Annotated in this window: 29 protein-coding genes; 10 read left to right on the top strand and 19 right to left on the bottom strand. The window is 36.6% G+C overall.

What is annotated here, in order from left to right; genetic code table 11:
* Positions 1 to 10: 10 nt before the first annotated feature.
* The 3 genes from MKY45_RS04140 (at position 11) to MKY45_RS04130 (ending at position 2,266) form a co-directional block, all read left to right on the top strand.
* Positions 11 to 1,156, top strand: a complete 1,146-nt coding sequence (locus tag MKY45_RS04140; protein ID WP_042531940.1) for an alpha-hydroxy-acid oxidizing protein — start codon at positions 11 to 13, stop codon at positions 1,154 to 1,156.
* A gap of 92 nt (positions 1,157 to 1,248) precedes the next feature.
* The gene (locus tag MKY45_RS04135) at positions 1,249 to 2,019 is read left to right on the top strand and encodes a 2-keto-4-pentenoate hydratase (protein ID WP_042531939.1); all 771 of its coding nucleotides are present in this window, start codon (positions 1,249 to 1,251) and stop codon (positions 2,017 to 2,019) included.
* A gap of 28 nt (positions 2,020 to 2,047) precedes the next feature.
* Positions 2,048 to 2,266, top strand: coding sequence for a hypothetical protein (locus MKY45_RS04130; protein ID WP_042531937.1), 219 nt, complete (start codon positions 2,048 to 2,050; stop codon positions 2,264 to 2,266).
* 156 nt (positions 2,267 to 2,422) lie between these two features.
* Here the strand turns inward: MKY45_RS04130 and MKY45_RS04125 are convergent, their stop codons facing one another.
* The gene (locus MKY45_RS04125) at positions 2,423 to 3,547 is read right to left on the bottom strand and encodes a tyramine oxidase subunit B (RefSeq protein ID WP_042531935.1); all 1,125 of its coding nucleotides are present in this window, start codon (positions 3,545 to 3,547) and stop codon (positions 2,423 to 2,425) included.
* Positions 3,544 to 4,890 carry a sodium/glutamate symporter gene (locus tag MKY45_RS04120; protein ID WP_042531933.1) on the bottom strand — a complete coding sequence of 449 codons (1,347 nt, stop codon included), beginning with the start codon at positions 4,888 to 4,890 and terminating at the stop codon, positions 3,544 to 3,546. Before MKY45_RS04120 ends, MKY45_RS04125 begins: the two co-directional genes overlap by 4 nt.
* A 147-nt stretch (positions 4,891 to 5,037) precedes the next feature.
* On the opposite strand from MKY45_RS04120, the gene MKY45_RS04115 reads away from it, so the two are divergent.
* From MKY45_RS04115 to MKY45_RS04105, 3 genes are all read left to right on the top strand, one after another.
* Positions 5,038 to 5,883: a MurR/RpiR family transcriptional regulator gene (locus MKY45_RS04115; protein WP_042531931.1), complete on the top strand. Its 846-nt coding sequence runs from the start codon at positions 5,038 to 5,040 to the stop codon at positions 5,881 to 5,883.
* 347 nt (positions 5,884 to 6,230) lie between these two features.
* Entirely contained in the window at positions 6,231 to 7,487 is a 1,257-nt protein-coding gene (locus tag MKY45_RS04110; RefSeq protein WP_256705703.1) for a phthiocerol/phthiodiolone dimycocerosyl transferase family protein, read from the top strand.
* A gap of 5 nt (positions 7,488 to 7,492) precedes the next feature.
* Entirely contained in the window at positions 7,493 to 8,152 is a 660-nt protein-coding gene (locus MKY45_RS04105; RefSeq protein WP_042531926.1) for a DUF6320 domain-containing protein, read from the top strand.
* Positions 8,153 to 8,221: 69 nt separating this feature from the next.
* On the opposite strand, the gene MKY45_RS04100 is transcribed toward MKY45_RS04105, so the two are convergent.
* A complete protein-coding gene (locus MKY45_RS04100) occupies positions 8,222 to 8,653 on the bottom strand; it encodes a hypothetical protein (RefSeq protein ID WP_341172558.1) in 432 nt (143 codons plus the stop codon).
* Positions 8,654 to 8,701: 48 nt separating this feature from the next.
* Positions 8,702 to 9,355 (bottom strand): Rpn family recombination-promoting nuclease/putative transposase, encoded by a 654-nt coding sequence (locus MKY45_RS04095; protein WP_256705701.1) that lies wholly within the window; start codon positions 9,353 to 9,355, stop codon positions 8,702 to 8,704.
* A gap of 194 nt (positions 9,356 to 9,549) precedes the next feature.
* Between MKY45_RS04095 and MKY45_RS04090 the strand changes: the two genes are divergently transcribed.
* Positions 9,550 to 9,915 carry a YugN family protein gene (locus tag MKY45_RS04090; protein ID WP_212928643.1) on the top strand — a complete coding sequence of 122 codons (366 nt, stop codon included), beginning with the start codon at positions 9,550 to 9,552 and terminating at the stop codon, positions 9,913 to 9,915.
* A 58-nt stretch (positions 9,916 to 9,973) separates the two neighbouring features.
* Positions 9,974 to 10,330 (top strand): DnaJ family domain-containing protein, encoded by a 357-nt coding sequence (locus tag MKY45_RS04085; RefSeq protein ID WP_256705700.1) that lies wholly within the window; start codon positions 9,974 to 9,976, stop codon positions 10,328 to 10,330.
* Between the two features lie 41 nt (positions 10,331 to 10,371).
* Here the strand turns inward: MKY45_RS04085 and MKY45_RS04080 are convergent, their stop codons facing one another.
* The 7 genes from MKY45_RS04080 to MKY45_RS04050 form a co-directional block, all read right to left on the bottom strand.
* Positions 10,372 to 11,394, bottom strand: coding sequence for a serine hydrolase domain-containing protein (locus MKY45_RS04080; RefSeq protein ID WP_256705699.1), 1,023 nt, complete (start codon positions 11,392 to 11,394; stop codon positions 10,372 to 10,374).
* A gap of 296 nt (positions 11,395 to 11,690) precedes the next feature.
* Positions 11,691 to 12,542: a DUF72 domain-containing protein gene (locus MKY45_RS04075; protein ID WP_341172557.1), complete on the bottom strand. Its 852-nt coding sequence runs from the start codon at positions 12,540 to 12,542 to the stop codon at positions 11,691 to 11,693.
* Positions 12,543 to 12,561: 19 nt separating this feature from the next.
* The gene (locus tag MKY45_RS04070) at positions 12,562 to 13,599 is read right to left on the bottom strand and encodes an AbrB family transcriptional regulator (RefSeq protein ID WP_042531916.1); all 1,038 of its coding nucleotides are present in this window, start codon (positions 13,597 to 13,599) and stop codon (positions 12,562 to 12,564) included.
* Positions 13,600 to 13,798: 199 nt separating this feature from the next.
* On the bottom strand, positions 13,799 to 14,287 hold the full coding sequence (locus MKY45_RS04065; protein WP_042531914.1) for a PTS sugar transporter subunit IIA: 489 nt from the start codon (positions 14,285 to 14,287) through the stop codon (positions 13,799 to 13,801).
* Positions 14,288 to 14,324: 37 nt separating this feature from the next.
* Positions 14,325 to 15,068, bottom strand: coding sequence for a Cof-type HAD-IIB family hydrolase (locus MKY45_RS04060; RefSeq protein WP_042531912.1), 744 nt, complete (start codon positions 15,066 to 15,068; stop codon positions 14,325 to 14,327).
* A gap of 42 nt (positions 15,069 to 15,110) precedes the next feature.
* Positions 15,111 to 16,493, bottom strand: coding sequence for a class-II fumarase/aspartase family protein (locus MKY45_RS04055; protein ID WP_341172556.1), 1,383 nt, complete (start codon positions 16,491 to 16,493; stop codon positions 15,111 to 15,113).
* 20 nt (positions 16,494 to 16,513) lie between these two features.
* Positions 16,514 to 18,079: a PTS transporter subunit EIIC gene (locus MKY45_RS04050; protein WP_042531908.1), complete on the bottom strand. Its 1,566-nt coding sequence runs from the start codon at positions 18,077 to 18,079 to the stop codon at positions 16,514 to 16,516.
* Positions 18,080 to 18,280: 201 nt separating this feature from the next.
* Between MKY45_RS04050 and MKY45_RS04045 the strand changes: the two genes are divergently transcribed.
* Positions 18,281 to 19,828 carry a helix-turn-helix domain-containing protein gene (locus tag MKY45_RS04045; protein WP_341172555.1) on the top strand — a complete coding sequence of 516 codons (1,548 nt, stop codon included), beginning with the start codon at positions 18,281 to 18,283 and terminating at the stop codon, positions 19,826 to 19,828.
* Between the two features lie 130 nt (positions 19,829 to 19,958).
* On the top strand, positions 19,959 to 20,621 hold the full coding sequence (locus MKY45_RS04040; protein WP_212928648.1) for a PepSY domain-containing protein: 663 nt from the start codon (positions 19,959 to 19,961) through the stop codon (positions 20,619 to 20,621).
* A gap of 89 nt (positions 20,622 to 20,710) precedes the next feature.
* Here MKY45_RS04040 and MKY45_RS04035 read toward each other — a convergent pair whose 3' ends face one another.
* From MKY45_RS04035 to MKY45_RS04000, 8 genes are all read right to left on the bottom strand, one after another.
* A complete protein-coding gene (locus tag MKY45_RS04035) occupies positions 20,711 to 21,322 on the bottom strand; it encodes an ABC-2 transporter permease (protein ID WP_256705697.1) in 612 nt (203 codons plus the stop codon).
* 45 nt (positions 21,323 to 21,367) lie between these two features.
* Positions 21,368 to 21,979: an ABC-2 transporter permease gene (locus MKY45_RS04030; protein ID WP_042531902.1), complete on the bottom strand. Its 612-nt coding sequence runs from the start codon at positions 21,977 to 21,979 to the stop codon at positions 21,368 to 21,370.
* Positions 21,972 to 22,841, bottom strand: coding sequence for an ABC transporter ATP-binding protein (locus MKY45_RS04025; protein WP_341172554.1), 870 nt, complete (start codon positions 22,839 to 22,841; stop codon positions 21,972 to 21,974). The genes MKY45_RS04030 and MKY45_RS04025 overlap by 8 nt, the downstream gene beginning before the upstream one ends.
* A gap of 83 nt (positions 22,842 to 22,924) precedes the next feature.
* Complete coding sequence (locus MKY45_RS04020; RefSeq protein ID WP_256705695.1) at positions 22,925 to 23,215, bottom strand: YfzA family protein; 291 nt, start codon at positions 23,213 to 23,215, stop codon at positions 22,925 to 22,927.
* A 319-nt stretch (positions 23,216 to 23,534) separates the two neighbouring features.
* Positions 23,535 to 24,146, bottom strand: coding sequence for an ABC-2 transporter permease (locus MKY45_RS04015; protein ID WP_256705694.1), 612 nt, complete (start codon positions 24,144 to 24,146; stop codon positions 23,535 to 23,537).
* The gene (locus tag MKY45_RS04010) at positions 24,139 to 25,008 is read right to left on the bottom strand and encodes an ABC transporter ATP-binding protein (protein ID WP_256705693.1); all 870 of its coding nucleotides are present in this window, start codon (positions 25,006 to 25,008) and stop codon (positions 24,139 to 24,141) included. Before MKY45_RS04010 ends, MKY45_RS04015 begins: the two co-directional genes overlap by 8 nt.
* Positions 25,009 to 25,013: 5 nt before the next feature.
* A complete protein-coding gene (locus tag MKY45_RS04005; protein WP_042531893.1) occupies positions 25,014 to 25,385 on the bottom strand; it encodes a GntR family transcriptional regulator in 372 nt (123 codons plus the stop codon).
* Between the two features lie 158 nt (positions 25,386 to 25,543).
* Positions 25,544 to 25,840 (bottom strand): YfzA family protein, encoded by a 297-nt coding sequence (locus MKY45_RS04000; RefSeq protein ID WP_042531891.1) that lies wholly within the window; start codon positions 25,838 to 25,840, stop codon positions 25,544 to 25,546.
* Positions 25,841 to 25,928 lie beyond the last annotated feature (88 nt).

Raw genomic sequence — 25,928 nt, 5'->3', positions numbered from 1 at the left:
AGGAAAAAATATGACAACCTCATCCAAGAAAGGCTCTTTCTTAGAGCATATAACCATACAAGATTCCTTTCCAATTGGCACTGCACAGCTTGAAGCTGCAGCAAAGCATGCCCTGCCGGCAGAAGTATTTGGCCACATCCGCTCTGGTGCCGGCGGGGAAGAAACGTTAAGAAAAAACAGAGAAGCCTTTGAGAAATATTCGATTATTCCCAGGTTTTTACGTAATGTCTCCGAAGTGGACACATCTATACGTATTTTAGGAAAAGAATATGCTTCCCCATTAATGGTCGCTCCGATAGGACATTTAAAAATGGTTCATGAAGAACCTGACTTTGCCATTGCAAATGTTGCGGCTTCGATGAATATTCCATACATTCAAAGCACTGTTACAGCAAGATCTATCGAAGAAGTCTCGGAAGCTGTTCCTCATGGACCAAAATGGTTTCAATTATACTGGTCCAATAATGATGCTATTTCCTACAGTATGGCAGAACGCGCAGAAAAAGCCGGATATGAAGCGATAGTGGTCACCGTGGATACTATGATTCTCGGGTGGCGTGAAGATGATATGAGGCATCAGTACTCCCCATTGAAAAAAGGGTATGGAAAAGCAAACTATGTCCAGGATCCTGCATTTCAAGAAGGCTTAAAGGATGGACAGGATGAAGTTGAATCAATTATTGAAAACCTTCATCACCCATCCCTTCATTGGGACAATATAACGGCATTACGTCAACGTACGAAGCTGCCAATTTTTCTAAAAGGCATCCTTCATCCTGAAGATGCAAAACAAGCAATAAAAGCCGGAATAGACGGGATTATTGTCTCCAATCATGGCGGCAGACAAATGGACGGAATCATACCAAGTCTGGAAGCATTACCAGCTATACGCGAAGCTGTTGGTCCAGATTTCCCCTTGCTGCTTGATAGCGGCATCCGCCGGGGAGCAGATGTCATCAAAGCCCTGGCGCTTGGCGCAGATGCGATTTTATTTGGGCGTCCGTATACCTACGCGCTTGCACTTCAGGGAGAAGCAGGCGTTCAGAAGATATTCGCTAACCTTGCGCAAGAAGTTGCTGTATCGATGGCATTATCTGGAGCTAAGACAATAGAAGAAGTAAAGCAGCTCACATTGAAAATTGCTGCTGATAACTAAGTATATATACAGAGCGGCCTCTTGACGGAGACGCTCTTTTCTTTCATCATAATCATATAATATTATGAAAAAGCTATAAGGAGATTTTAAGCATGAGCGTTATTCCCGAAATTTTAGCACATATCGAAACAGCTTACGAGGCGCATAAGCCCGTTTCATTTATTCGTGAAAACTATACAATCAGCGAAGACGAAGCATATCAAGTGCAGCATGCGTTTATTAACAAACGTGTTCAGGAGGGTGATTCGGTCGCGGGCTATAAAATCAGTATGACCAGCAAAGAAACACAGGCAATTGCTGATACACACGAGCCTGCCTACGGAACCATTCTGACATCACAAGTGTTACAGGGAGATGCTGAGTATGCCCTATCCCATTTATTCTCTCCCTTGATTGAACCTGAATTGATGTTTTTCATCAATGAAGATATCTCAAACAACGCAGATGTTCAGGAAATCATCGAAAAAACTTCTGTTGCTCCGGGAATTGAAATTCCAGATGCAAGATATATCAACTGGTTCCCGAATTTTTCATTAATGGATTTGCTATCTGACAATACAGCAACAGGCAGAATAGTTACAGGCAGCCCTGTTCCTTCTCCCAGCATAGAAAAGCTCGGTGCAATTGATCTCGATTTAAAATATAATGGAAAAACAACACATACCGGATGCTCTGATGCGGTATTAGATAATCCTGTCAATGCGGTTAAATGGCTTGTGGAGAAATTAGCCAGTCATAACTTGTCTTTGCAAAAAGGCATGGTGGTTTCTTCTGGAACATTTATTTCGCCATTTGAAGCAGAAGCAGGTGAATATCTTGCCAGCTACCGTGATATTGGCAGTGTGAAAATAACCTTGATTTAAGCGTGATATAGAGAATATGGGGTGACTTATGATAAATAGGAAAGAGAATATTATATCAGGGGTTTTATTTATTATTGCAGGGATTTTAATTACTTTTTTCTTAAATACAGCAACTATGATTATTGCACTTTTTTTAATTACTGTACCTGCAATTTACGATTGTTACAAGAAGCCGACACTTGCTAAAATACTTTTTTATATTATTGTATTTGGAGCCTTTTCTGTTTACCTTGTTTTCTATATTTAGAATAAGAAGTAACATCAGGCAGTGGATGGTGTTACTTCTTATTCAAGTCTTAAGTTAAAGATGGGATTGCTATTCATAATCAATCAGAATAGCAATCCATTATTTTTTCTATTATTCAATTTAGCTGCAGAATTCAATGAAAACAGGAAAACTAATTTATTTTGTTAAATAGGAGCTCTCCCATAACGGAAGCGCTGTTCCAATATTGTTCTTTAATGCATTTTGATATACTTTATATGCCCAGGCAACGTCTTCTGTAGGAAGACCTCCAGTCATACAAATAATAACTTCATCTTCTGTATTTCTTCCCGTCTTTTGACCTGAAATAATATCCCCGATATCATCAACCGTGCTGTCATCAAATTCACCGTTATGGATGAGCTCTAATAGTTGACCTGACATCGTCCAATCACGAATGCTGGCTATACCATCAGGATGTGATAATCCATCTTCCAGCCATTTTTTATGCATAGACCATAAATCTGAAACGATTCTTGATTGATTGTAAACTTCTTGAGATAAATCTGCTGCTCCTGTAAGAATGATAAGCGCCCCAGGCTTTATACTTTCCTTCTTTATTTCTGGCTTAATTTTCCCAGATGTAGCAACAGTTACTATATCGGATTGCTGAATACAGTGATCCAAATCATCGACTACTTCAACGAAAAGATTCAATTGCCTTTCCAATTTATCAGCAATTTGTTTTCCTTTTTCTAAATTAATATCAAAAAGGACAATCTTTTCAAGCGTACTAACGGAACTTGCTATTGCTTCGATACAAGACTGATTGATTGCACCGCCTCCAACAGCACCTAAAACTTTTGCGTCTTTCTTAGCAAGATGTTTTGATATAACTCCAGGCACTGCACCCGTTCGCATAGAACTGATTAAGTTCCCCGCCATGATTGCCAGCGGTGCTCCTGTTTCTTTATCATTAAGTGTAAAAGTATGAATGGAACGCGGCAGTTCTTTATCCATATTTTCAACATTAGAGCCATACCATTTATTACCTATTACATCGAATGCTCCTCCGAGATAGGAAATAAGTGACATAAACCTTCGATCTGGACCTGCTTTTGGTATATTTTCAAATGGCTCCTCTTTATTAAACCAAAGCATTAAACCATGATCATTTCTGTTTGGTCCTCCCAGCATATAATCGCCTTTCCCTATAAGATGAAACATTTCCTCAATGGTGCTGACACATTCTTTCATATCAAGAACACCAGCCTCAATTAATTCTTCTTCCTGTAAGTATAAAAATTCTACCTTCTCACTCACTTTGATCTCTCCTTTGAATTTAATATAATCCATTTTTTATAGTAGGATACTGTTAATATCACGAAACTAATAACTATCGTAATCACGACAAAGAGCCAATGATGCCCATTTAATATAAGCAGCGGTGAAAATGTAATAATTGCGATTTCCACTGGTGCTATTGGTATATACGCCAACCCAAATTCATCTAACGTATTGCTTTTTAATTTTGGGTCAACGATTCTTAATAATGCAATTGCTGTTGCAACAGCCCCCGTAATCCACCCGAATGTAAAAATTCCTTTTTCAAACCAATTTTCCTGGAAATAATACCTTGATAAAACTTTATAAAAAATATAGCTGAGAATGATGCCAAATATAATAAGAATGCTAAATGGCACAATATTATCAGCAACTACCGTCAAGTTGATAGATGCAATGCCAAATGCAACTAGAAAATCAGTTGCATTCCCCCCTATACTGCTCATGATTTTATGATCAACATAATCGTCTGCTTTAATCCATTCTAAAAAATATCTCAGTAATAGACCGACTAAAAAAGCAAGAGAAAATGCTGGAATGGATAAACTTGCATAGAGTGATTCGCCCAGTTGGCTTAGATAATACCCAATTGAAGTAGCAATCAAAACAAGAATCAGATGAAATGCAAAAGGATCAATTAAAATACTTGATACTGTATTTTCTCCTAGTGGATCTCGCTTATCTTTCGGTAATAAACCAGATTTCAATTCATTGGGAAGCTTATCAAAACTGCTAATATAATTTGTATTTCCTTTATTTGCATTAGATTTTATTAATAGCAACCCTATTCCAATCGCTAAGATAGCTCCTATGGTTGCTGAAGTCATTGCTAATGTAGTAGCTTCTTCCCATCCCTGACTCTGGAAGGCTTCTCCTATTGCGGCTGCGGTGCCATGCCCTCCGACAAAACCTGCTGCAAGCAGCAAACCAAATCCATTATGCACATCAAATATCGGTACTAATAACGCTAATGCAAATAATAATCCCCCTCCCCACATAAGAAGCATAATAACCTGAGAATAAGACCATAATCTTCCTACTTTATCAAACATATCTGACCATTTAAATTTTGGTGTTGATAAAGGAAGCGCAGCAAATACTACTGCAATCAATAAAGAAGGATACGTGCTGATTAGTTCTGAAAATGGCAATATATTCAATCCATGGCTTCCTAAAAGCAAACCAAGGATTCCGGCAATAATACTTGCAGGCATAAACGACCGTTGAAATATTCCCACTTTTGCTCTCAGAAAAGTTCCAACCAGCAATAGTGCAGAAATGATACCAAAGTCGATTAAAATATCCCAAACATTAAACTCCATATTGTAACCCCTTTCATGTTGTTTTATAACACTATATCATTAATTTAGGAAAAAATAAACCAAAATATTTAAAAAGGAATTATTTTTCCTTAATTATAATATATTCTCCAAACTGGTATAATTATAATTACAAAGGAGGAATGAACTTTGGACTTAAAAGATAGATTAATAGCTATTCAGAATAATTTACCCCGTCAACAGCAAAGTCTGTGTAAATATGTTATTCAGAATATAGATGATGTATCAACAATGACGATTAATGAATTATCAAAAAACAGCCAGGTAGGGACAACAACCATCCTAAGGTTTATTGATAAAATTGGTTATAAAAAATATCCAGATTTTAAAAAGGACATCATCAAATATGCTTTCAATAATAAAAAAAATACATGGTGGCATTTACAAAAATCATTAGAGGAAATAGACGAATCAGAGAACTCCATGATGAAGGTTGGATATAGCAGCATACAAGATATTGAATCCATGTTAAGAGAGCTTGATTTAAAGCAATATACTCAATTTCTAAACATGCTCCTCCAATCAAAAAAGCTGTACTTTCTAGGCATGAGAACCTCGGTATCCATTGCGCTTTATTTTGAATTGATGCTTCGGGGAATCAGGGACAATATAACACAATTAAGCGGCAACAATGATTTCTTATATGATGAATCTTTAAAATTTCACCAAAATGATTTATTAATTGTAATTGCTTTGTCTCCTTACACAAAACAAAGCGTTGATTTTGTTAAATACTGCCGTAACCATAAAGACATCTCTATCGCTCTGATTACCGATATCGAAACATGTCCTATTATTCCTGATAGTGATGCACACTTAGTAGTCGGACAGAGTAAAAATCGCTACAGTATTATTCCTGCTATTGCTTTAATCGAATCACTCATCATTGACTTAGGAAAAAAAGATCCGGATTCTGTTGCTAAAATTTCAGAATTAAATAAGGTGCATCAAGATAATCATATTACTACAATGTAAATGAGCGAGTTGTGAAAACATCTATATAATATTTTTTGTGTTTAAAACTTAACTCCATTTTTTTATATCGATATTTTTCATAGTATAAAAAAAGAGCGTCATCTGTTAAAGTAAAAAATAAAGCTTATAAACACACTTCAAACAGTAGGTATTTTTGTTTTTCTCCCACTGATTGATTAGTTGAGCGGTTCAGGGAGTTAGCGCCTTTATCTCCTGACTAAATAATTTTATTCACTCTCTTTATTTTAAGGCAGAAGTTTTTGGACGCTCTCTGTAATAAAAGAATTGGTTTTTACTCAAATTAACAATATACAAGCAAAGCAGTACGTAACAGGGGTGTGCGTAAGATGAATGAATGGTACAAACTTGATAATGCGGGGAAAATGTTTCACGCTGTGTCTGAACAGACGAATTCTTCCGTCTTTCGGATGGCTGCGGTAATGAAGGAGCCCGTACAACCTGATGAGCTTCAGCACGCACTCGACGATGTTCTTAAGCGTCTGCCTATGTTTGCTGTAAAGCTCAGCAAAGGCGTGTTCTGGGATTTTCTTGTGGAGAATAAAGAAAAGCTTTTTGTGCATTATGAAAATCAATATCCATGCGCTCCCATTGACCCATTGGAAACAAATGGATTTTTAATGCGCGTTACTTATTATAAAAAAAGAATTGCTGTGGAATTTTTTCATTCTGTAACAGATGGCACTGGCGCTTTAGAATTTATTAAAGCACTTGTTTATCAGTATCTCGTTCATTTAGGGAAAGATATAAGCTATGCAAGTACATTAATTGATATTCACGATGAACCCAGCTATTACGAAAGCGATGACAGCTATCAGAATTATGTTACGGATGAAAAACCCGAAAAATTTAAAGAAGCACCTTCCTATCAAATTCGCGGCGGAGCAATTGATCAGACAGTTGCCGTCCACGGAAAAATGAGTGCGGAAAAGGTACACCAGCTTGCTAAAGCGCATGGAACGACTATTACTGCGTTTATTTCAGCACTTCTTATTGCAGCTATTTATAAAGAGAGATTGAAATTCCGTGCTTATCAGGAGGAAATAAAAATCGCCATTCCTGTCAATTTAAGAAATCTTTTTCCTTCAAATACACTTCGTAATTTTTTTGGTGTGGTTAATATCGGGATGGCAGTAACAGAGAAAACAACTTTAGAAGAAATCATTACAGAAATATCAAAGCAATTACGGGAAAAAGTACGGAGAGAAAGCTTACAGCAAAGTATTAATGACCGGGTCAAATGGCAGACTAGACTGACAGCAAGGTTCATTCCGCTTCCGTTAAAATACCATGCCATACGTTATGGATATAGAAGCTTTAGTGAGCGTACCAAAGCAATGACGATGACAAACGTCGGAAAAGTACAGCTTCCAGAATCAATGAAATCACATATTTCACATATGGAACTCATTTTATATCCAACCAAGAAAAGTCCCATTAATGGTGCGATGATTGCAGTTGGCGATGAACTTGTAATCACATTTTCCAGAATGATTAAAGAAGCGGATATTATTCGTACCTTTTTCAGAGAACTTTCTAAGACATATAACCTGGAGATAGAGGTCTATTCCAATGACAGCAGGTGAAAACAATGCAACATTATTGCAATAATTGCAATACCTATACAAAACAGCAATATTGTCCACTCTGCAAGAATAAGCTTTCTCAGAAATCAGGAGACAATGAATATTATCCTATTTATGAAACCAAAGTCAAACGACGCCGTTTTGCGCAGCGGCTTGTCTTATTTGTTGCTATTTTTATTGTCAGTACCAGTATATTAATTAATTTACTGACTAACCCGGATAAATTATGGTTTTTATATGTGTTAAGCCCAGTACTATACAGTCTGTTAACCATAAATCATACCATTCTTTCCAGAGCGCACATTGGGTCCAAGGTGGTTCTTCAAGTTATTGCACTCTCTGTTATGCTATTTATTTTAGATGCAGCTTCCGGAAGCTCTAAATGGTCCATTCACTATGTTATTCCGTTTCTTGTTACGCTGGCAACGTTACTTGTAACAATCATTGTGCTGCGGAAACCTATGAAGTGGCGTGAATACATCGGTTATATGACTACGATGGTTATTCTCGGCTTCCTTCCTGTTATTCTGTTCTTAAGTTCGTGGTCCACTGTATTATGGCCAAGTGCTGCAACAGCTCTCTATGCTTTGATGACACTGATTGGTATGGTACTGTTTTCGGAAAAAACGATGAAAAATGAAATTGTTCGGCGATTTCATTTTTAGCATAAAGGCACATGCTGTCTCTTCATTTATCAGCATGTGCCTTGTTGTTTTATACTAGTACGTTACAATCTATTTATTCTTATTTCCCAATTCCTGCTGAATAACCTCAAATTGCTGTAGAGTTAAACCCGTCACCTGTAAAATAGCCGTTTGGCTTATCCCCTGCTCTAACATTTTGAGTGCCATTTGTTTTGCAGATTCCTTTAGTGCGGACTCCGCTTCAAGCCTTTTGCGTTCTGCTTCTTCTTTCTCCGCTTTCATTGTTTTCCTCTGTTCTTTTATTTCTTCATTCTCTGCTTTCAGCTCTTCTTTCTCCATTTTCATTTCTTCTCTTTGCTCTTTCATTTCTTCCATTTCCTGCTCTAACAACTCTCTATCCCGCTTCTTAGATTGCTCATCTAAAATTTGCTTCAAACGGATTTCATATTCCCGCCGTTCTTCTTCTGTACGGCTTAAATCTTCCCAGACCCGTATCGCAACATTTAACGTTTTATCGACCATCGCAATCTCCTCCAGTGGGAAGATGTCTTAACGCGCTGGCTGCTGCTGTTAGGAACGGTAGACCGACGAAAGAATCACTTCTATAATGATATCTATCAAGAAATGAAATTCAACCATATCGGTTAATGGATATTTCTGTTTCATCTCATATAAACGGAAGATATTATGAAAGGCGTCCGTTTCATTCAGCAGGTTAAAATGCATGATATTAATACTAATAACAGGGTACAATTCTTTATAGCTTTGCCCTTCTTTCAGCTGTTCCGAAAAAAGTCTCGACCAATAATACAGCGATCTTTTAATCATATTATACGCATTATTGATTTGAATTTCTATGTTGACCCATTCTTTATTCTCCGTCCTAATTAAGAGGTCTAAACTGGACTTTTTGTCCTCTTCATATTCGCCGCCGATTTCGATATTTTGAAAGTAAAGCTGCTGAATCGGGCTTCTTCCTGATTTGGCTAAAATGGCATTGAGAAAGACGACAGTGATATCCTTATTCTTTTCGTTTCCAAATAGTTGTTTAAAAGCATAGTCTACTTTTAAATCCATTAATTGAATATCCGGTATTCGATGCAGTGCTTTGTTAGTCCGCTCTTTTCTTCTTTGATATTTGTTGTATGACCTGGATTCTTCCTGTACATGCAGAGAGGGTGTTTCTGATGAGAAGTTTACTTTTCGGAGACATATTCGGGGCATAAAAAACACATCCTTTTATTTTGATAAGGTGAGTTTCTGAGATGGCTATCTAAATAAAGTGTACAGAACAAACGTTCCTCAATCAAGTCCTTATTTATTTAATTTCCACAGATGGAATAGTCTCTTATTAACGTATGTTTCGCTTTCCCAAAGGCAAAACTAGTCATAACAGAATGGAAAAGGAGAAACTAAAAATGATCGCATTGCATACGAATTTGCCGGGTAAGCAAGGAGTTTTCCTAAAATTAAAGCTGTATTTAAAAGAGCTTGGATTTACGATAGCAGAAAATAGTAACTACCACGGATATTTTAATGGGTTGCTTTCCAGTCAGGCAGAGAGAAAACTATATTTGTATCTTCCCTACCGGGTGCTGCAAGAAGAACATAACCAGCCACCTGTTCAAATTGAATTTGGAAATCCTCAAATTATCCATCACGCTGACATTCGGTATTTCGATTCATTTCAAGCTTATCTTCATAAACCAGATTTATATGATTGGAAACTTAAGGGGGAACAGGCTGTGCAGCAGATTATCAACCATATCGATAACAATCTTTAGTTGAACTTTTCTTTTTCATCCAGCATACTTAAAGATAGATTGTATAAGGAGGAGCTTTATGTATCACTTTGTAGAAGAGCAAATTAAAAAGGCAGTGGATGATGGAGAATTCAATAATTTGCCGGGCAAAGGAGAGCGTCTAGATTTGCGGGATGAATTTGCAGGATTGCCCGAAGAAGTGAAACAATCTTTCCGTATTTTAAAACGGGCAGGCTATCTTTCTGACGAGCAGGAAAATCAGAAGCAGTATATATCGCATCACGACTTAATGAAAATAGCAACAGAAGATAAAATGCAGGCGGATTATACAGAGAAGCAGGCTGCATTTCAAACTTTAACCAAAGAACGAAAACTTGATAAAAGCCGTATTTTTCATAGATATGCAAAAATGATCAGAAATAAACTGTTTCGCTAGAAGAGGGATCAACCTGCTGTGGTTAATCCCTCTTTCTTTGTTTATATGATGCGCTCCATCTCTTTTAAAAGCTCATAAGCTCCCTCGGATTCGTTTGAACAAACAATCATCGTCTTCTTCTCATATGGATAATGAACCGCCCGGAAATTGACTCCCGGATCATAGCCCATTTGAATATGCTTTATAATGTTTTTATTGTCGTCTAATTCCATATAACCAACGTAGCCGTAGAAGATGTTTTCTTCTGCATACACACATTCATGCGGCTGACACACCTGCTTCGTCATTTCTTCAGATAACAGCTGAAAGCTCTTCAAAGCCTTCCAGAACTTAGCCATATCAGCTACAGTAACATATGCGCCCCCATCCGGGCCGCCCTTAGCCGGAAGGGAATACATATTTGTTTTCCATTTGCCCTCTGAGTCTTCCATATAACCTAATGCTGTCCGTTCCGGCAAATCATCCATTTCAAAATATCCTGAATCGCTCATGTCTGCCGCTTTAAAAATATGTTCCTCTACAAAAGAAGAAAAACTGCAGCCAGCAACCTGTTCTACAATCAAGCCTAATAAAATATAGCCTGAATTATTATATTGAAAGGAATCACCTGGATGTTTCTGCATCCTTTTATGTTGAAAAAGCGGGAGAAAATCTTTTGGCGACCTGACTTTATACATTGGCAGAGACTCCCACAGCTGCTCATAATCATCCATCTCTTCCTCATCAAAATAATCCGGCACACCAGAAGTATGCGTCAGTAAATGGTGAATGGTAATATTCTTATCAAAATAAGGAAACTCCTCCATTACACAATCATGCAGCTTTGTCGCAAAAGTTATTTTTCCCATTTCCACCAGCTTAGCTACAGCAACTGCAGTAAACAATTTGCACCCCGAGGCAATACCAAATCGTGTATCTGTCTGATTCTTTAGTTTCTCAGCTCGATTTCTATAGCCGCTGCTTCCTGTGATGACTTCAGCCTGTTTTTTAGCATAGAACGCTCCTGAAAAATGATATTTCTTTTGCGCTTCCATCAGTTTGTTCCGCTTATTTTCTATATTCATTTTTTGTCCCTCCTGAAACCTTTGTTTAATTATGATTTTAAAAGAGAGTCCGCTAAGATGTTCATACCATATAACGAATCATATGAGTTTCCTCCGTTCGTCTTAAGGTTAAGGTTATTATATACTTATTTTCTGAAAATTTAAAGAGGCGGCTGATTCTGTTAACTTAACCAGAAGCATTTCTTTCTTGTTAATTCTTGTTTCGTAATAAAGTACAATATGTTGCAGCTCAAAAAATAACCAAATCTATGGTGGTTGAAACCTCATAAATTTGGTTATCTCTTTCATACATGTAATTAAAACAGCCCCAGCTGCTGTGAAGCCAGTCCATCAAATTCAATTCCTAACATCTGCTGCAGCTGCTTCGCGTTTCCAGCAGCATGTCTTCCTGAATTGTTGTTAAACAATACTATAACCTCTTCACATTGCTTTTCTAACCTTTTTACCTCTTCAGCTATCGTTGTTAATTCCTGCTCGTTATATTCATATAAATAACGGACCTTCCGCCAATTCGCATTTCCCGAGTAATTCCAGCCGTGGACGTTTCTTCCGTGCAGCCGGATAATGACTTTATCTTTTACTGTCACAACAGGCACAAAAGGAACCGACTTTTCACCAGCCTGCGGTTCATCTGCAACAGTATGAATCCAGCCTTCTTGTTTCATAAATTGCAAGGTTTGCTGCTGAAATCTTTCCTCATACCAGGATTGCTGTCTGAACTCCAAAGCAACAGGAATATCCTTCATTTCTTTTTTACAATAACGTAAATATTGCACATGTTCTTGTGTACAGTCAAACCACGGCGGGAATTGAAACAGCACAGCTCCCAATTTTCCTGCTTTTTGCAGCGGTACAATCGACTCCCTGAATGCTTGGAACATTTCTGCCTTCGTTTCAAAAGGGTTATCCTTTTCCTCCCGATCATGCCCGGTCATTCCCTGATAGGCTTTCACGATAAATTGAAAATTCTCCGGCGTCTCCCTCGCCCATTTTTCCATATTACGAATCGGCTGTACCGCATAGAAGGAGGAGTCTAATTCTACCGCCGGAAAATGACTGCTGTATTCCTGTAATTTTTCATGCGCTTTTGTATCATCTGCATAAATAGAATCGTGGTCTCCCCATCCCGTTAAGCCAATTTGAATCACTTTAAACACCTCTCTTACATTACTCTCTTACCTTCTTCATTTGATCCCGCCGCACCATATATTTAACAAATGGAATGATGATAATGGATAAAAATAAAATCCGAAACAGCTGAAACGAGGTCACCACCGTTACTTCCGCCTGAATCGAAGCAGCGATAATCCCCATTTGATCTACACCGCCTGGAACTACGCTCAGAAAGCTGGTCGCAAAATCCATAAAATAATGGGCCATCCATTCACTAATTAAAAAAGCCACGCTAATTAATATGACACACGAACCCACCGCATACACAATATGTGATTTCATTTTCCTCAGCTTATCCCGTTCTAATAATAAGCCTACATAAATCCCAATAAACAGCTGGGCAACATGCAGTAAATTTTCAGGCATCCTTGGGACCTGAATAGACAACAGATTGCATATCATGATAAAGAAAACAGGTCCTAATAAGTAGGCGGTAGGTACTTTGATCAGCTTGCAGGCCATTCCCACTATGTAGCATAGAATCAATAAACCAAATAAAATCAATGAATAGCTTTCTGTTGTGTTATCGGGGGCCGCACCACCATTATTACTGGAAACAATAAACGGAACCAATGTAATAATCGCCAGCAGCCGAATGACTTGATAAAATGTCACTACGGTTATATTCAAGGTTTTCTGCTCTTCCGCAAAGACGATTACCTGCTGCAATCCCCCCGGAGCACAACAAGCCATTGCTGTTCCAATATCCAGCCTCGCCCACTTTGAAACTGCAAAACTGACACCAATAAATAAAAGTAAAAAGATAATGTTAATAATAATCATCATTGGAAAATAGTTTACCATATCCTGCAGCGCTTCTAATGTAAAAGCATAACCAATCGTATATCCGGCAATAACCAGTCCGATATTACGAAAAGTTGAATCCCAAACGATTTTCCAGGATGATTTTAATTGGAATAATAGTGTCACGATCATAGATCCAAGCAGCCAAGGCAGGGGCAGGCCAATTACGGTAAAGATAACAGCTCCAAAGAGACCAATTGCAATCGTTCTCAGGAATAAAAATATCATATAATTCCCTTCCTTCTTTCTCTATTATAACGTTTCCACACAAATACGAAAATCGATTATTTCGAATTTGGAAGTAAAATTGAAAAGAAATATAAAAAAGCAGCAGCTTTCCACTTCAAAGCGAAAAGCCGCTACTTTTTCCGGTTATATGCTCTTGTCTTTTTTTGTACTAACAAAATCAACTTATTAGTATATCCGTTTATTTAATAGTAATAACTACATCCTCACTAGCTCGAACTTGCTTCACATCTTGTTTATCTAAAGTTTCGATATCATTCATATTTGTAATTAGCATTGGTGTAACAGTACTTGAAGCTTTTTCGCTTACAACTGCTAAATCTATATCAACAAGGGGATCTCCTTTTTTCACTTTATCTCCTTCCTTCACGCGAACGGTAAATCCTTCTCCATCCAATGCCACTGTTTCTAAGCCAATATGGATTAAAATTTCTGCTCCATTTCCAGCCTTAACTCCTACCGCATGCTTCGTCGGGAATACTTGTACAATGTCTCCGTCAACTGGCGATACCACCTTGCCATTAGATGGTTTAATAGCAATTCCATCGCCCATCATTTGTTCAGAAAACACCGGATCAGGTACTTCCTCTAAAGGAACTATTTCTCCATCAACAGGCGCAAATAATTCTATTTCGTTACTTCCTTTCTTTTTAAAAAGCTTTCCAAGCATAATCTCACCCACCTAAGTTTATATTGATTTTATTTCTTTAAAACAATTTATTATCATGTAAAATATATTTATTCAACGCAAATGCTACACCGTCATTGTTATGATCTTTTGTTACAAAGTCTGCTATTTCTCTAACACTTGGTTGAGCATTCCCCATCGCAATACCCAGCTTAGCCTTTTTAATAAGTTTGACATCATTGAGTGCATCTCCTATTGCCATGACTTCATTCATCTCAATTCCAATTTGTTTACCAACAAATTCAATACCAGTTGCTTTATTTATACCTAAAGGATTTAACTCAATATTCGTTGGCAGTGTATTTGAGACCTCATATAGATTCGTTTCTGTTAAATATTTGCGAAGACGATCGGCTTCTTTCTCTGTGTCCAGCCGAATCCCAAATTTCAACCAGTTTTTATCCATATAATTGACTGGAAACTGATTTTTAAAGAGTTCTTTCGTAGTTAATGCCCAATACCTTAATTTTTTTGTTTCACAAAAGTGAGTAAGTCTTAATAAATGATTGGCAGAAAGAAAGTGCTGGGAAATCACTTCTTTTTCCATATTTAATATTTGTCCCCCATTTGCTGTAACAAAAAAATTATTCAGTTTTAATTCATCCGCGTATGGTTCTACATGGCTAAAAGGCCTGCCTGTGCTCAGAACGATTCTAATTCCCTGGTCTATACAAGCTTTAATAGCGCCTTTATTTGCACTGGATATTTGTTTATTCGTATCTAAAAGTGTTCCATCCATATCAACAGCAACAAGTTTAATCATACTGCATACACTCCTAAAAAGGGACAGTCTTATCTTTCTTCATCAAGCATCCTGTTCTGGTAAATCTTTTTTAATTTTTTCAGAGATACGGAATGCTCTTTTAGCTTGTTCTTCAGCAATAATGTTTCCTGCACCTACATACCTTTCCGGAAGCAGCATACCTTTGATTTCATCCTTAGAAAACATTTGGTTTACATCCTTATCTTCTAATAAAGCATCTACAAATGAACTTCCCTCTGTCTGCACTTGTATCGCTTTGTTGTAAACAACCGTATGTGCTTTATCCTTTCCAAGCTTCTTTGCTAATTCCATCATAATAAATTCACTATTATCTAACCCTTTATTCAGAGAAGCATTTTCCTTCATTTTATTTACATGAACAGAAATCCCTTTCATCAATTCTTCTGTCCGTAAAACCACTTCTGTAATTAATTCTATTGCTTCTTCCAGTGCAGCATCAAACACCATATACTGGCTGCTATCAGCTTCATAGGGCCTTGCAGCAGCATTTAAACAAAGCTGTGGAAGCGTATAGAGTTTTTGGGCGTTAGCGATAATCCCTTTTGACAGCTTGGGATTAATTTTATGCGGCATCGTGCTGGAACCAATCGTACCACTTTCAAAGCTTTCGGAAACTTCTCCGATTTCTTCAATAGATGTAGAATATACTTCTTCAGCAATTTTATGAAAACCATTTGCTAATAAAGCAAGCGCATGAATATACTCCGTTTTATGACTCGTTATATTTCTTGACGGTACCGGCATGGTATTCATATTTAACAGTTTAGCCACTTCTGATTGCAGTGTTATCCCCTTTTCTCCAAAGGTATTAAATGAACCGACAGCTCCACCCATCATTACTTGAAACGTCCGTTTGGCCGCTTCGGATAATCTCTCTATCGAATCAATCGTCTCACTAATCCACACAGAAACTTTGTATCCGTACGTAATGGGAATGGCATGTCTTCCATGTGTACGTCCAGACATTACTGTATTTTTATGTTTTTCTGCCAATTCTCCTAAATGAGATAAAATATCAGCAAGTACGTTCATTACGCGATCATGTATTTTTGATGTAACTAATAGCTGTGCAGTTTGTTGAATATTTTGCGTTGTAACCCCATAATGCACGTACTTCCCGCTTTCTTCATGACATGCTTTAATGAAAACTTTTAAAAAGGGTACAAAGCCATGTCCAACACTTTCTTTTAATCGTTCCATCTCTTCTAAATCTATATTTTCTATTCGCGCTGCTTCATTAATATTTTTTGCTGCTCTTTGAGGAATGATGCCCAATTCTCCTTGAGCAGTTGCTAAAGCTGCTTCAACGTCCAGCCACGATTGATACTTTTGGTTGGAATCTAATAATTCTCTTATCCCGTAATCATACATTGTTTTTGTTTTGGAATCATATAACGCTCTCATACTTCCTGCTCCCTTATGCTTTATTTTGAATATAGTTTTTCATCCACTGCATTTCTGACAAATTCAACGTGTGGTCCAAATACGACATGAATATGATTTTTTTGAGCCATAAAGGAGCCGGATGAACCAGAATCTTTTAATCTTTCCAGGTCAACTTTTTCATCGTCATATAAGTCTACTCTTAATCGGGTAACACAATTGTCTACATTCTTAATATTTTCTTTTCCGCCAAGTCCTTCAATAACAATTCCCGCAATTTCAGGGTATCGTTTTTCTTTTAATAGACTCACATTTTTAATTTCTGCTTCACGTCCAGGTGTTTTTAAATTCCATTTTGTAATCGCAAACCGGAAAACAAAATAGAATACAATAAAGTTTACGATACCTAAAAGAACAAGCTGGTACCAATTCGTTCCTTCATACAATAAGCCAAATATACCAAAGTCAAATATCGTACCCCGGATGTAGCCGATTGAAATATCTAGAAAGTTTAATGGTAACGCCATAATACCACTTAATATGATATAAACAACAAACAACAAAGGAGCAATAAATAAGAATGAGAACTCAAGCGGTTCCGTTACATTCCCTAAGAATGCTGTTAATACGACTGTCAGAATAGTTCCTTTAGCAATTGTTTTATTTGATGCAAAAGAGGTATGATACATTGCTAAACCGATGGCCGGAATCCTAAACAAGGTAATCAACATCTGACCAGACGCCAAATACTTTACTAAATCAGGCATTAAGCGATCCCATGCTTCATGCGATGGACCTAAATCAAATAAAATCTTATTTGTAGCATTTAAAATACCAATATAATTTTGACCGTCAATCAGGTAAACGCCTCCCGCTTCCGAAAAACGAACAACAGAAGCAAGTACGTGATGGAGTCCAAAAGGAATTAATGCACGATGCGCAAACCAATAAGCGCCGACGCCAAAATGCTGGTTCATAAATATAAATGAAATACTTAATAAAAATTGAGTAAATAATCCCCAGATAACAGGGATAATCAATCCGACTGGAATCATCACCAAAAATGTAATGATTGGAACAGATTTTTTTCCGCCAAAGAAAGCAAATGCCAGCGGTAATTCTAATCTATAGAAGCGATCCGCAATTTTGGCAGCTATTAAACCAGCGATTATCCCTCCAAAAGCATCAATTCGCAAGGTTTGAATTCCTAATACGACGCCTTGTCCTACTTGCGACATCGTTTCGGGATCTTCAGCTAGTGTGCCTGTCACTGTCAGATATACATTCATTACAACAAGCATGGTTAAATAACCTAATACAGAGGCAAATACAGCGATTCCTTTTTCATTCTTCGACATCCCGTATGCGACACCCATAGCAAAGAGAAGCGGTATATTTTCAAAAATAATTGCTGTAATATCCTGCAAACTATGAATAGCTGTTTGGACCACCGTATTATCTAAAAAAGGTAATCTCTCAATCATATAATCCTGTCCTAAAGCTCCACAAATCCCCATAAGCATCCCAACAGGTGCCATTACACCAATCGGTAATAACAAAGATCTTCCAAACTTTTGAATTGTATCTTTAACGTTATTTAATTTCATACCTTCTCTTCCTTCCTTATTTCTTAAACTAAGTGTAGAATTATATCAGGGGTATAACAAGGAAGTTTTTCAATAGAAATCTATTCAAAAAATTACCCCTCATTTTAAAATGGACAGGCCTAATTAACTTTCACCTGTGCTTTTAAAAGAAGAAAGAACCAATATACTTTTTGAAGATACTTCATGAGGAGGAAAGGAACTATGGACTCACTTGATTTAAAATTACTTAATCATCTTCAAGAGCATGGTGAGATTGATTTATCAAATACAAAAGCTTTCAAGCGAAGCGAGGGAAGTATTTATAGAAGAATTGATTTAATTAATGCCTATTTAGCCAAGCATCAGCAGCTTGTCCCTAAAAACCACAAGATTCAAAGTAAGATGACGTATAAAGAATATATCCAAATCGTTCAAAATATTCCTTTTTATGAATATGTCCCATCACAAAAGGAGCGATTATCTTTTATTATTGTGCAATCCCTTTTAAAAGAAGTTGTCAATACCTCCAGATTATATCAGCATTTGGGATTAAGTATGAGCACCAAGAAAAAAGATAACCGTCATTTGACAAATCAACTAAAACAAGCAGGGCTTTCCAAAGAAATTGTTCGTAAAAAAGGGATTCGTATTACTGGTCAAGAAACCCTAATTCGTATAGAAGGCACAAAAATTTTAGTCAAACTATTTGAGCTGGATGAGAATAATACGTTATATCTTCGGCAAGCTAATAATCCAATGGAAGTATTAATTTCAGAATACGTTTTAACCGAAACAAATTTTATTCACAGCCAAGTTAAAAATATGATTGAAAATATAATCCATCAACAGAATATAGAATTATCTTATCCTTCTAAGAAGTTTATTTTTCTATATGTAATGATTGCACTTTATAGAAATCATCTAGGTTACTATGAAAATAAAAAAGTTCATACAAGCCTGACCTTCTCGTCACCATTTAAATTGGTTGAGCATTCAACGGAGAATCAGGTTATGAATCATATATTATTCTCTTTGGATACCATGAACAGGGAAAATAACGTATCTATTCAAATCCGGTGGCTGGAAGAAAAAATAATACAATTTGTTTCCGGCATTCAATCAACTATTATTACAGATATATATTCGTACCATGAATTATTCCAAGAAATATACCAGTTCATCTTTAAATGTATACTGCGTTCCGATTATCACTTTGATTTTTATGATAATAAGCTGGATCAAACTGCAGAGAAATTTCCAAATTTATATCATTTAATTGAACAAGATTCATTTATTTCCAATGAGCTTCAATTATCTTCAGATCAGATAGCAACACTCACGCTTATTTTCCGAAAACATATTAATGAAAATAAAATCTTGGGTAGAAACACAAAAAGAATTATCGTTGTTACGAATTCTTCCATCGAAAAAGCAGATTTTTTTGGAGCTTCCCTAAACCATTTTTTAGATATTAAAATTGTTAAAATACTACACATTAACGAATTACATGAATTAGCTAAACTTGATTATGACTACGTTCTTACTTTTTCCAACCGGATTGCTACGCTTATTGAGGAACAAGGATATACATGCCTAAAAGTAAAATTCTATATGAATGATGAGGATATTAATAAGCTGTTGGACATCGGTTTTTCCAGCAGTTCACGCAGAAAAATACTAGCTGATGATATTGTGCCTGCTTTGCAAAAGAAAACAGCTGAGGAAATGAAAGAGTTCTTGATTAAAAACTATCCTTCTCACTTTCTGTAAGAGTAACCTGCATCGCTTATAGAAAAATATTTATACATACTTTTTTATATTTGTGGTTTGATTATTTTTAAAATGGGTATTATGATTTTAAATAAATTTCTTTTACAGAGATTGGAAAGGGTGAATATTCATGAAAAAAATGTTACTTCTATGCCTGACACTGCTTCTTTCCATTACTTTAGCAGCCTGCGGGACAAGTGATGACAGCAACACAGAAGATAATGCAGCAAATGATTCAAACTCAAATGAGACCGCAGAAGATAATAATGAGGATACAAATTCAGAAGGGGAAAACGAAAACACAGATACGAATGACAACACTGACACAACAGAGAATAAGGATGATTTAGACTTAACAAGTGTGTCGTTAAGCGCGGAAGATGCTATGGACGCCTTTCTTGAACATTTCCCTGGTTCAAGTCTTTCTTCTATTCAGTTGGATGAAGAAAATGGAGAGCTTGTTTATGATATAGATGGTTATGATGATTCGATGGAATACTCTGCTGAAATCGATCAAAGTGGTGATGTTATAGCAGAAGAAAGGGAACAAATAGAATCAGATGAACAGTATAACGAATTAGTACTCGGCGATTATATCACTGCTGAAGAAGCACTATCTATAGCTTCCGAAGCTTCCGAAACAGAAGGCATAACCGCAAGAGGCTGGTCCTTAGAATTTGAAAACGGCAGCCCGGTATATGAAATCAATTTTGAAGATATGGGGTCCCAAGAAGTAGATGTTTATATTGACGCAGAGTCAGGAGAACAGCTGCACGTAGAAGTAGATGATTAATGGTTTTAGAAAGCAGGCTAAGCCTTGGGCTTGAGCCTGCTTTTTCACGTCCATCCTGAACCCTACAAACATCATCTTAAATACATTCGTTAAAATACTTTTCGCTGGTAAATAAATTGGCTGACTGTCCATGACAAGATATATAAACTGATGGCGATAATTGCACCGCTAAGATAAAGTGTTAATGTTGAAAAGCCTGCTAGAAATTGAATGATTACTGTGAAATTTTCGGTCACAAAGGGTACAATAAAGGATAAGGCAAATGAAAATACGAGAAATCCAATCATAATTGCGGTTCCTATATAACCAGGCCTCAGTATATAAAATAACGGAAAAGTGAAAGCAGCAAAAATGAAGAATAACCCCGCACCAATCGCCATATCCCTTATTGTATAGTTATAATTAAAGATATATAGAATGATACCAGCTGCTCCGATTGATAAAATCATAAATAGCACTGCTCCAAGATATTTTGCAGTAACAATCTCTTTTCTTGTGTATGGAAGCGAGTTCCATAATATATTTATTTTTGTCTTTTCTTCATTTATATAAGCATTGAGCGGCAAAAAAATACTCGCCACCAAAAAAATAAAAAATGGACTGAGCTGTCTGGCAAAGATGGCATAAAAAACAACTATAGCAACAGATACAAGCAGCTCCCATTTTTGTATAATTAAATCCTTTTTTATCAAATTAAGCATATTCATGACTCCATTCTTTCAAGTTTATTGATAATGTACAAGGTATCAGAATACTTTTCGCTGATAAATAAATTGGCTGACTACCCAGGATATCAGATATAAACTAATGGCAATAGCTGCACCGCTAAGATAAAGTGTAGAGGTTGATAAACTTGTTATAAAATCCGTAATGGTTGTAAGGTGTTCTGCTAAAAACCGAAAAACTGGCGGTAACATAATGGTTGAAGCAATAAATCCAATAAAAGCCGCTATAAAAATATACTCTGCCTTTAAGAAATAAAATAATGGAAAAGCAAAGGCCGCAATGAGACAGAATAACCCAGCAGCAATTGCCATATCTCTCATGGTATAGTCAAACTGAAGTACATATAGAATAACTCCTGCCAGAATAATGGATAGAATCATATATACAATTGCCCCAATATATCTGGCAGCAACGATTTCTTTTCTTGTGTATGGCAAAGAGTTAAGAAGAATATTTGTTTTAGATTGATGATCAAAGATATATGCATTCAAAGGAATAAAAACAGCCGCCATCAGGAAAATAAACGATGGGTGTATATCCTTAATGAAAATAGCAAAGATCATAATAAGGGGAACAAGAAAGCCTATTTGCGTTTTCTGTATAAAAACATCTTTTTTTATCAGGTTAAACATTTTGCTTCTCCGCTCCTTTTGCATAGAACATAATATCTTCTACAGTAGCAGGTTCCATAGCAACACGATCTCCAAGTACCGCCTTCACTCCAGCTACATCATTTGTTAAAGCTGTGAATCCATAGGAGGAACGCTCTATCTTGATAAACATTTTTTCTACATCCCGATTGATGACATCCATACTTCCTTTAACTAAAGCATAACGATTCTGTACATCTTCTATGGAATCATTAAACAGAATTTTTCCCTTTTGAATAAACGTAATATAATCGGCAATCCGCTCTAAATCACTCGTGATATGCGTAGAAAAGAATAATGTTCTTCTTCCATCTTCCATGATCTCCTGCAAGATATCCAAAAGCTCTCTCCGGAAAACGGGATCTAACCCTGCAGTCGGCTCATCCATCATAATAAATTCGGCATCATGCGATAATGCCATTGCCAACGAAGCTTTCATCTGCATCCCTTTGGAGAAGGTTTTCATTCCTTTATTTAAAGGCAATTCAAACTTCTTGATATAATCGAAAAACTGCTTATCATTCCAATTTTTATAAGCTGGTGCAACAATCCGCCGGATATCTTTTAAATTTAAACTTTCGTAAAACACACTGCTGTCATAGACAAAGCCCATCCGCTCCTTGATTTCTTTTTCGTTGCTGGCATAATCCAGTCCAAATACATTGATGTCTCCTGCATCAGCCTTTAACAAATTCATCATCAGCTTCATCGTTGTTGACTTCCCAGCTCCGTTGGCTCCGATAAAACCAGTTACACAACCTTGTCTGATTTGCAAATGAACATCTTCTAAAGAAAAATCTTTAAAGTGTTTGGTTACCCCTTTGAATTCTACTACATTTTTCATATTTTTCACCCCTTCATTAAAATTCGTAATAACTTAATCCGATTCATTCCTATCCATGAACTTCTGCTTTCAGGATCATTTCTTTATTTACTTTTCTTAAAAATAAAACTCCAGATATCCGCAAACACACATAAAATTACCGAAATCAAACACAGAAAAGTGGCGAAATTAAAAAATGGATAATCATAAAAATGGAAATACTCCGTAAATAACTTCGCGTTTAAGATTCGGTTGATGAAATCTGTATCACGAACCTTCGGCTCCCAGCCAGTTCCATCCAAAAGCATAAAAATAATTTGGGCAAGGAGAGAACCTCCTATAGTTATTAACGTTTGTTTCCCTATTCCCTTTGTTTTTTCAGCCTTCTCCGTCATTCGAATTCCCCTTTAGATAATTCTTATATGATAACTAAATATTGTGTATATACTATATTTACACTATATACAATATTAAACCATCTTTTTATTATCTTTTCAACTGTTAAAATGATTTTTCCATAAAGAAAACTTGGCAAGCCAAGCCTAAAAGGCGTAAGATTGCCTTAGTTACGCTTATACTTGGTACCTAAAAATTTTTACTACGTCGAAATTCTTCTTCGCTAAAATTTTATACTTTTCTAAAGTGCAAAAAAAAAGACCTCAGCTTTATGCTTAAGATCTCTAATCCGTATCTCTTCAAGATTTACTATAATTTTTAAAAAGCTTTCCGCTGATAAATCATTTGGCTAAATAGCCAAGAAGCTGCATATAACATGATAATGATACCCGCACTGCTTATATAAAGCGCAGGGGTGGACGCACTGGAGAGAAATTGAACAATGGAAGTCAGATGCTCTTCTAAAAATGTCATTGTCACCTGGCTTAAAACAACCACCAAAACAAATCCTATCACAATCGCCGTTCCAATATGTCCCGGCTTCAATAGATAGAACAACGGAAACGCAATTGCAAACAAAGTAAGTGTAATCCCTATCCCAATTCCAATATCCGCCCATGTAAAAGCACGATTAAACAATGAAAAAAGGACAATTGCTATGCCGATAGATACTGCCATATAAAAAATCGCACCAATATACCTAGAAGCAATAATTTGCGTGCGTGTATACGGTAATGAATTCAACAAAATGTTGGTTTCTACCTTTTCATCATATGAGTAGGCATTTATCGGAATGAAAAATCCCGCAAATACAAAAATGAAAAAGGCAGGTAAATGGGTTCCTGCAAAAATAAAGAAAAGAATACATGGAATAAATAAATATAGCTGAGATTTCTGTATAATCAAATCTCTTCTAATTAAATTAGTCATACGGGTGGTCTGCTCCTTTCATATAGAACATGATTTCTTCTAAGGATGCTTCTTCAATCACAACATGCTTGCCAAACACTTCTTTTACAGTTGCTACGTCCTTTGTCAACGCCTGAAAACCGTTTGGAGAACGTTCTATTTTTATAAAATAAGCTTCCGTATCTGCGTCTAGCAATTCGGTGCTTCCCTTCACTACCGCATATTGTTCTTGCAGCTCATAAACTGGTTTATCAAAAAGAATTTCTCCTTCATCAATCAAAACTATATAATCAGCAATCCGGTCCAGATCGCTGGTGATATGTGTCGAGAAGAGAATCGTTCTTTTCCCGTCTATCATTACTTCCTGAAAAATATCTAATAGCTCCCTGCGAGATGTCGGATCCAGTCCTGCTGTCGGCTCGTCCATAACAATCAACTCCGCATCATGCGAAAGAGCCATTGCAATGGAAGCTTTCATCTGCATTCCTTTGGAGAATTTCTTCATTGGCTTATTTAAAGGAAGTTCAAACTGGTTCACGTACGCTTTAAATTGCTTTTGGTTCCAATGCTTGTATGCAGGTGCCACAATCCTGCTGATATCCTTCAGGTTCAAGGATTCATAAAAGATATTGCTGTCGTAAACAAAACCGATGCGATCTTTTATTTCTTTTTCATGGCTGGCATAATCCAGTCCAAATACGCTCACTTCCCCATTATCCGGCTGCAGCAGATTCATAATGAGCTTCATTGTCGTTGATTTGCCGGCGCCATTTGCCCCAATAAATCCAGTTACATATCCTTGCTTTATTTGTAAATCCATATGATCTATCGTAAATGCTTTCAACGATTTAGAAACATCATGGAGCTCTATCACATTTTCCATCCCCATCACTCCTCATACAACAGCTTTAATAATTCCTGCAGTTCTTCATAAGGCAATCCGATTTCCTTACTATTCGAAATAACCGCACTCAGCTGCTCTTCAATCACTCTTAATTTCTTCTCCCGGATAACATCTAAATTTTGCTCCGCTACAAACGAACCTTTTCCGACAATGGAATAGATGAACCCTGACTTCTCCAACTCTTCATAAGCCCGCTTTGTTGTAATAACACTTATTTTTAAATCCTTAGCCAGCTGTCTGATGGAGGGCAATGCATCGCCTTCTGCCAGTTCACCTGAAAGAATTGCTGTTTGAATTTGCTTTAATATCTGCTCATAAATCGGCTCTTTAGAGCTGTTTGATATGATAATTTGCATGTCTATACCTCATTTTTCTGATTGTATATCTTCATTATACACAATACAAAAAGTATTGGATAATCTCGTAATGCTAAGCTCCAAGAACGTCGTTTCATTTAGAAAATTTGGGAGAGAGTAATTTTATTCGCTGCAGGATAAGTAAAAATGATGATGAATCAGTCTCTTTTCAACACACTTGAAAAAAGCAGAAAAACCGTCTGCATCACTATGATAACTATACTAAGAAGGGTAATAAAATTATAGATATCAGATGTGTAAAAGTTGAAAATATCGGTAAACCATGCTGACTCCATGATACTGTCCCGAATTCGCATCAAAAGCGAATTATCATCACGCAAATTCGGGCTCCATCCTGCCCCATCAAAAATAACAAGCAAGATTTGTATTCCAATCAAAACACCTACAGTATTTAACCAGTCGCCCAGTGCTTTATGTTTTGACGTTTTTTTCATTAGAACACTTCCTCTATCAGTGTATATATACGATATAAACAATATACACGTATTAAACCATCTTTTTATACTTTTTTCAACCATAGAA

It is taken from the genome of Oceanobacillus sp. FSL K6-0251, from assembly GCF_038004725.1.
GTDB classification, from domain to species: domain Bacteria; phylum Bacillota; class Bacilli; order Bacillales; family Amphibacillaceae; genus Oceanobacillus; species Oceanobacillus oncorhynchi.
The sequence above is the reverse complement of the archived record's forward strand: the minus strand, read 5'-3'. Positions and strand labels throughout refer to the sequence as shown.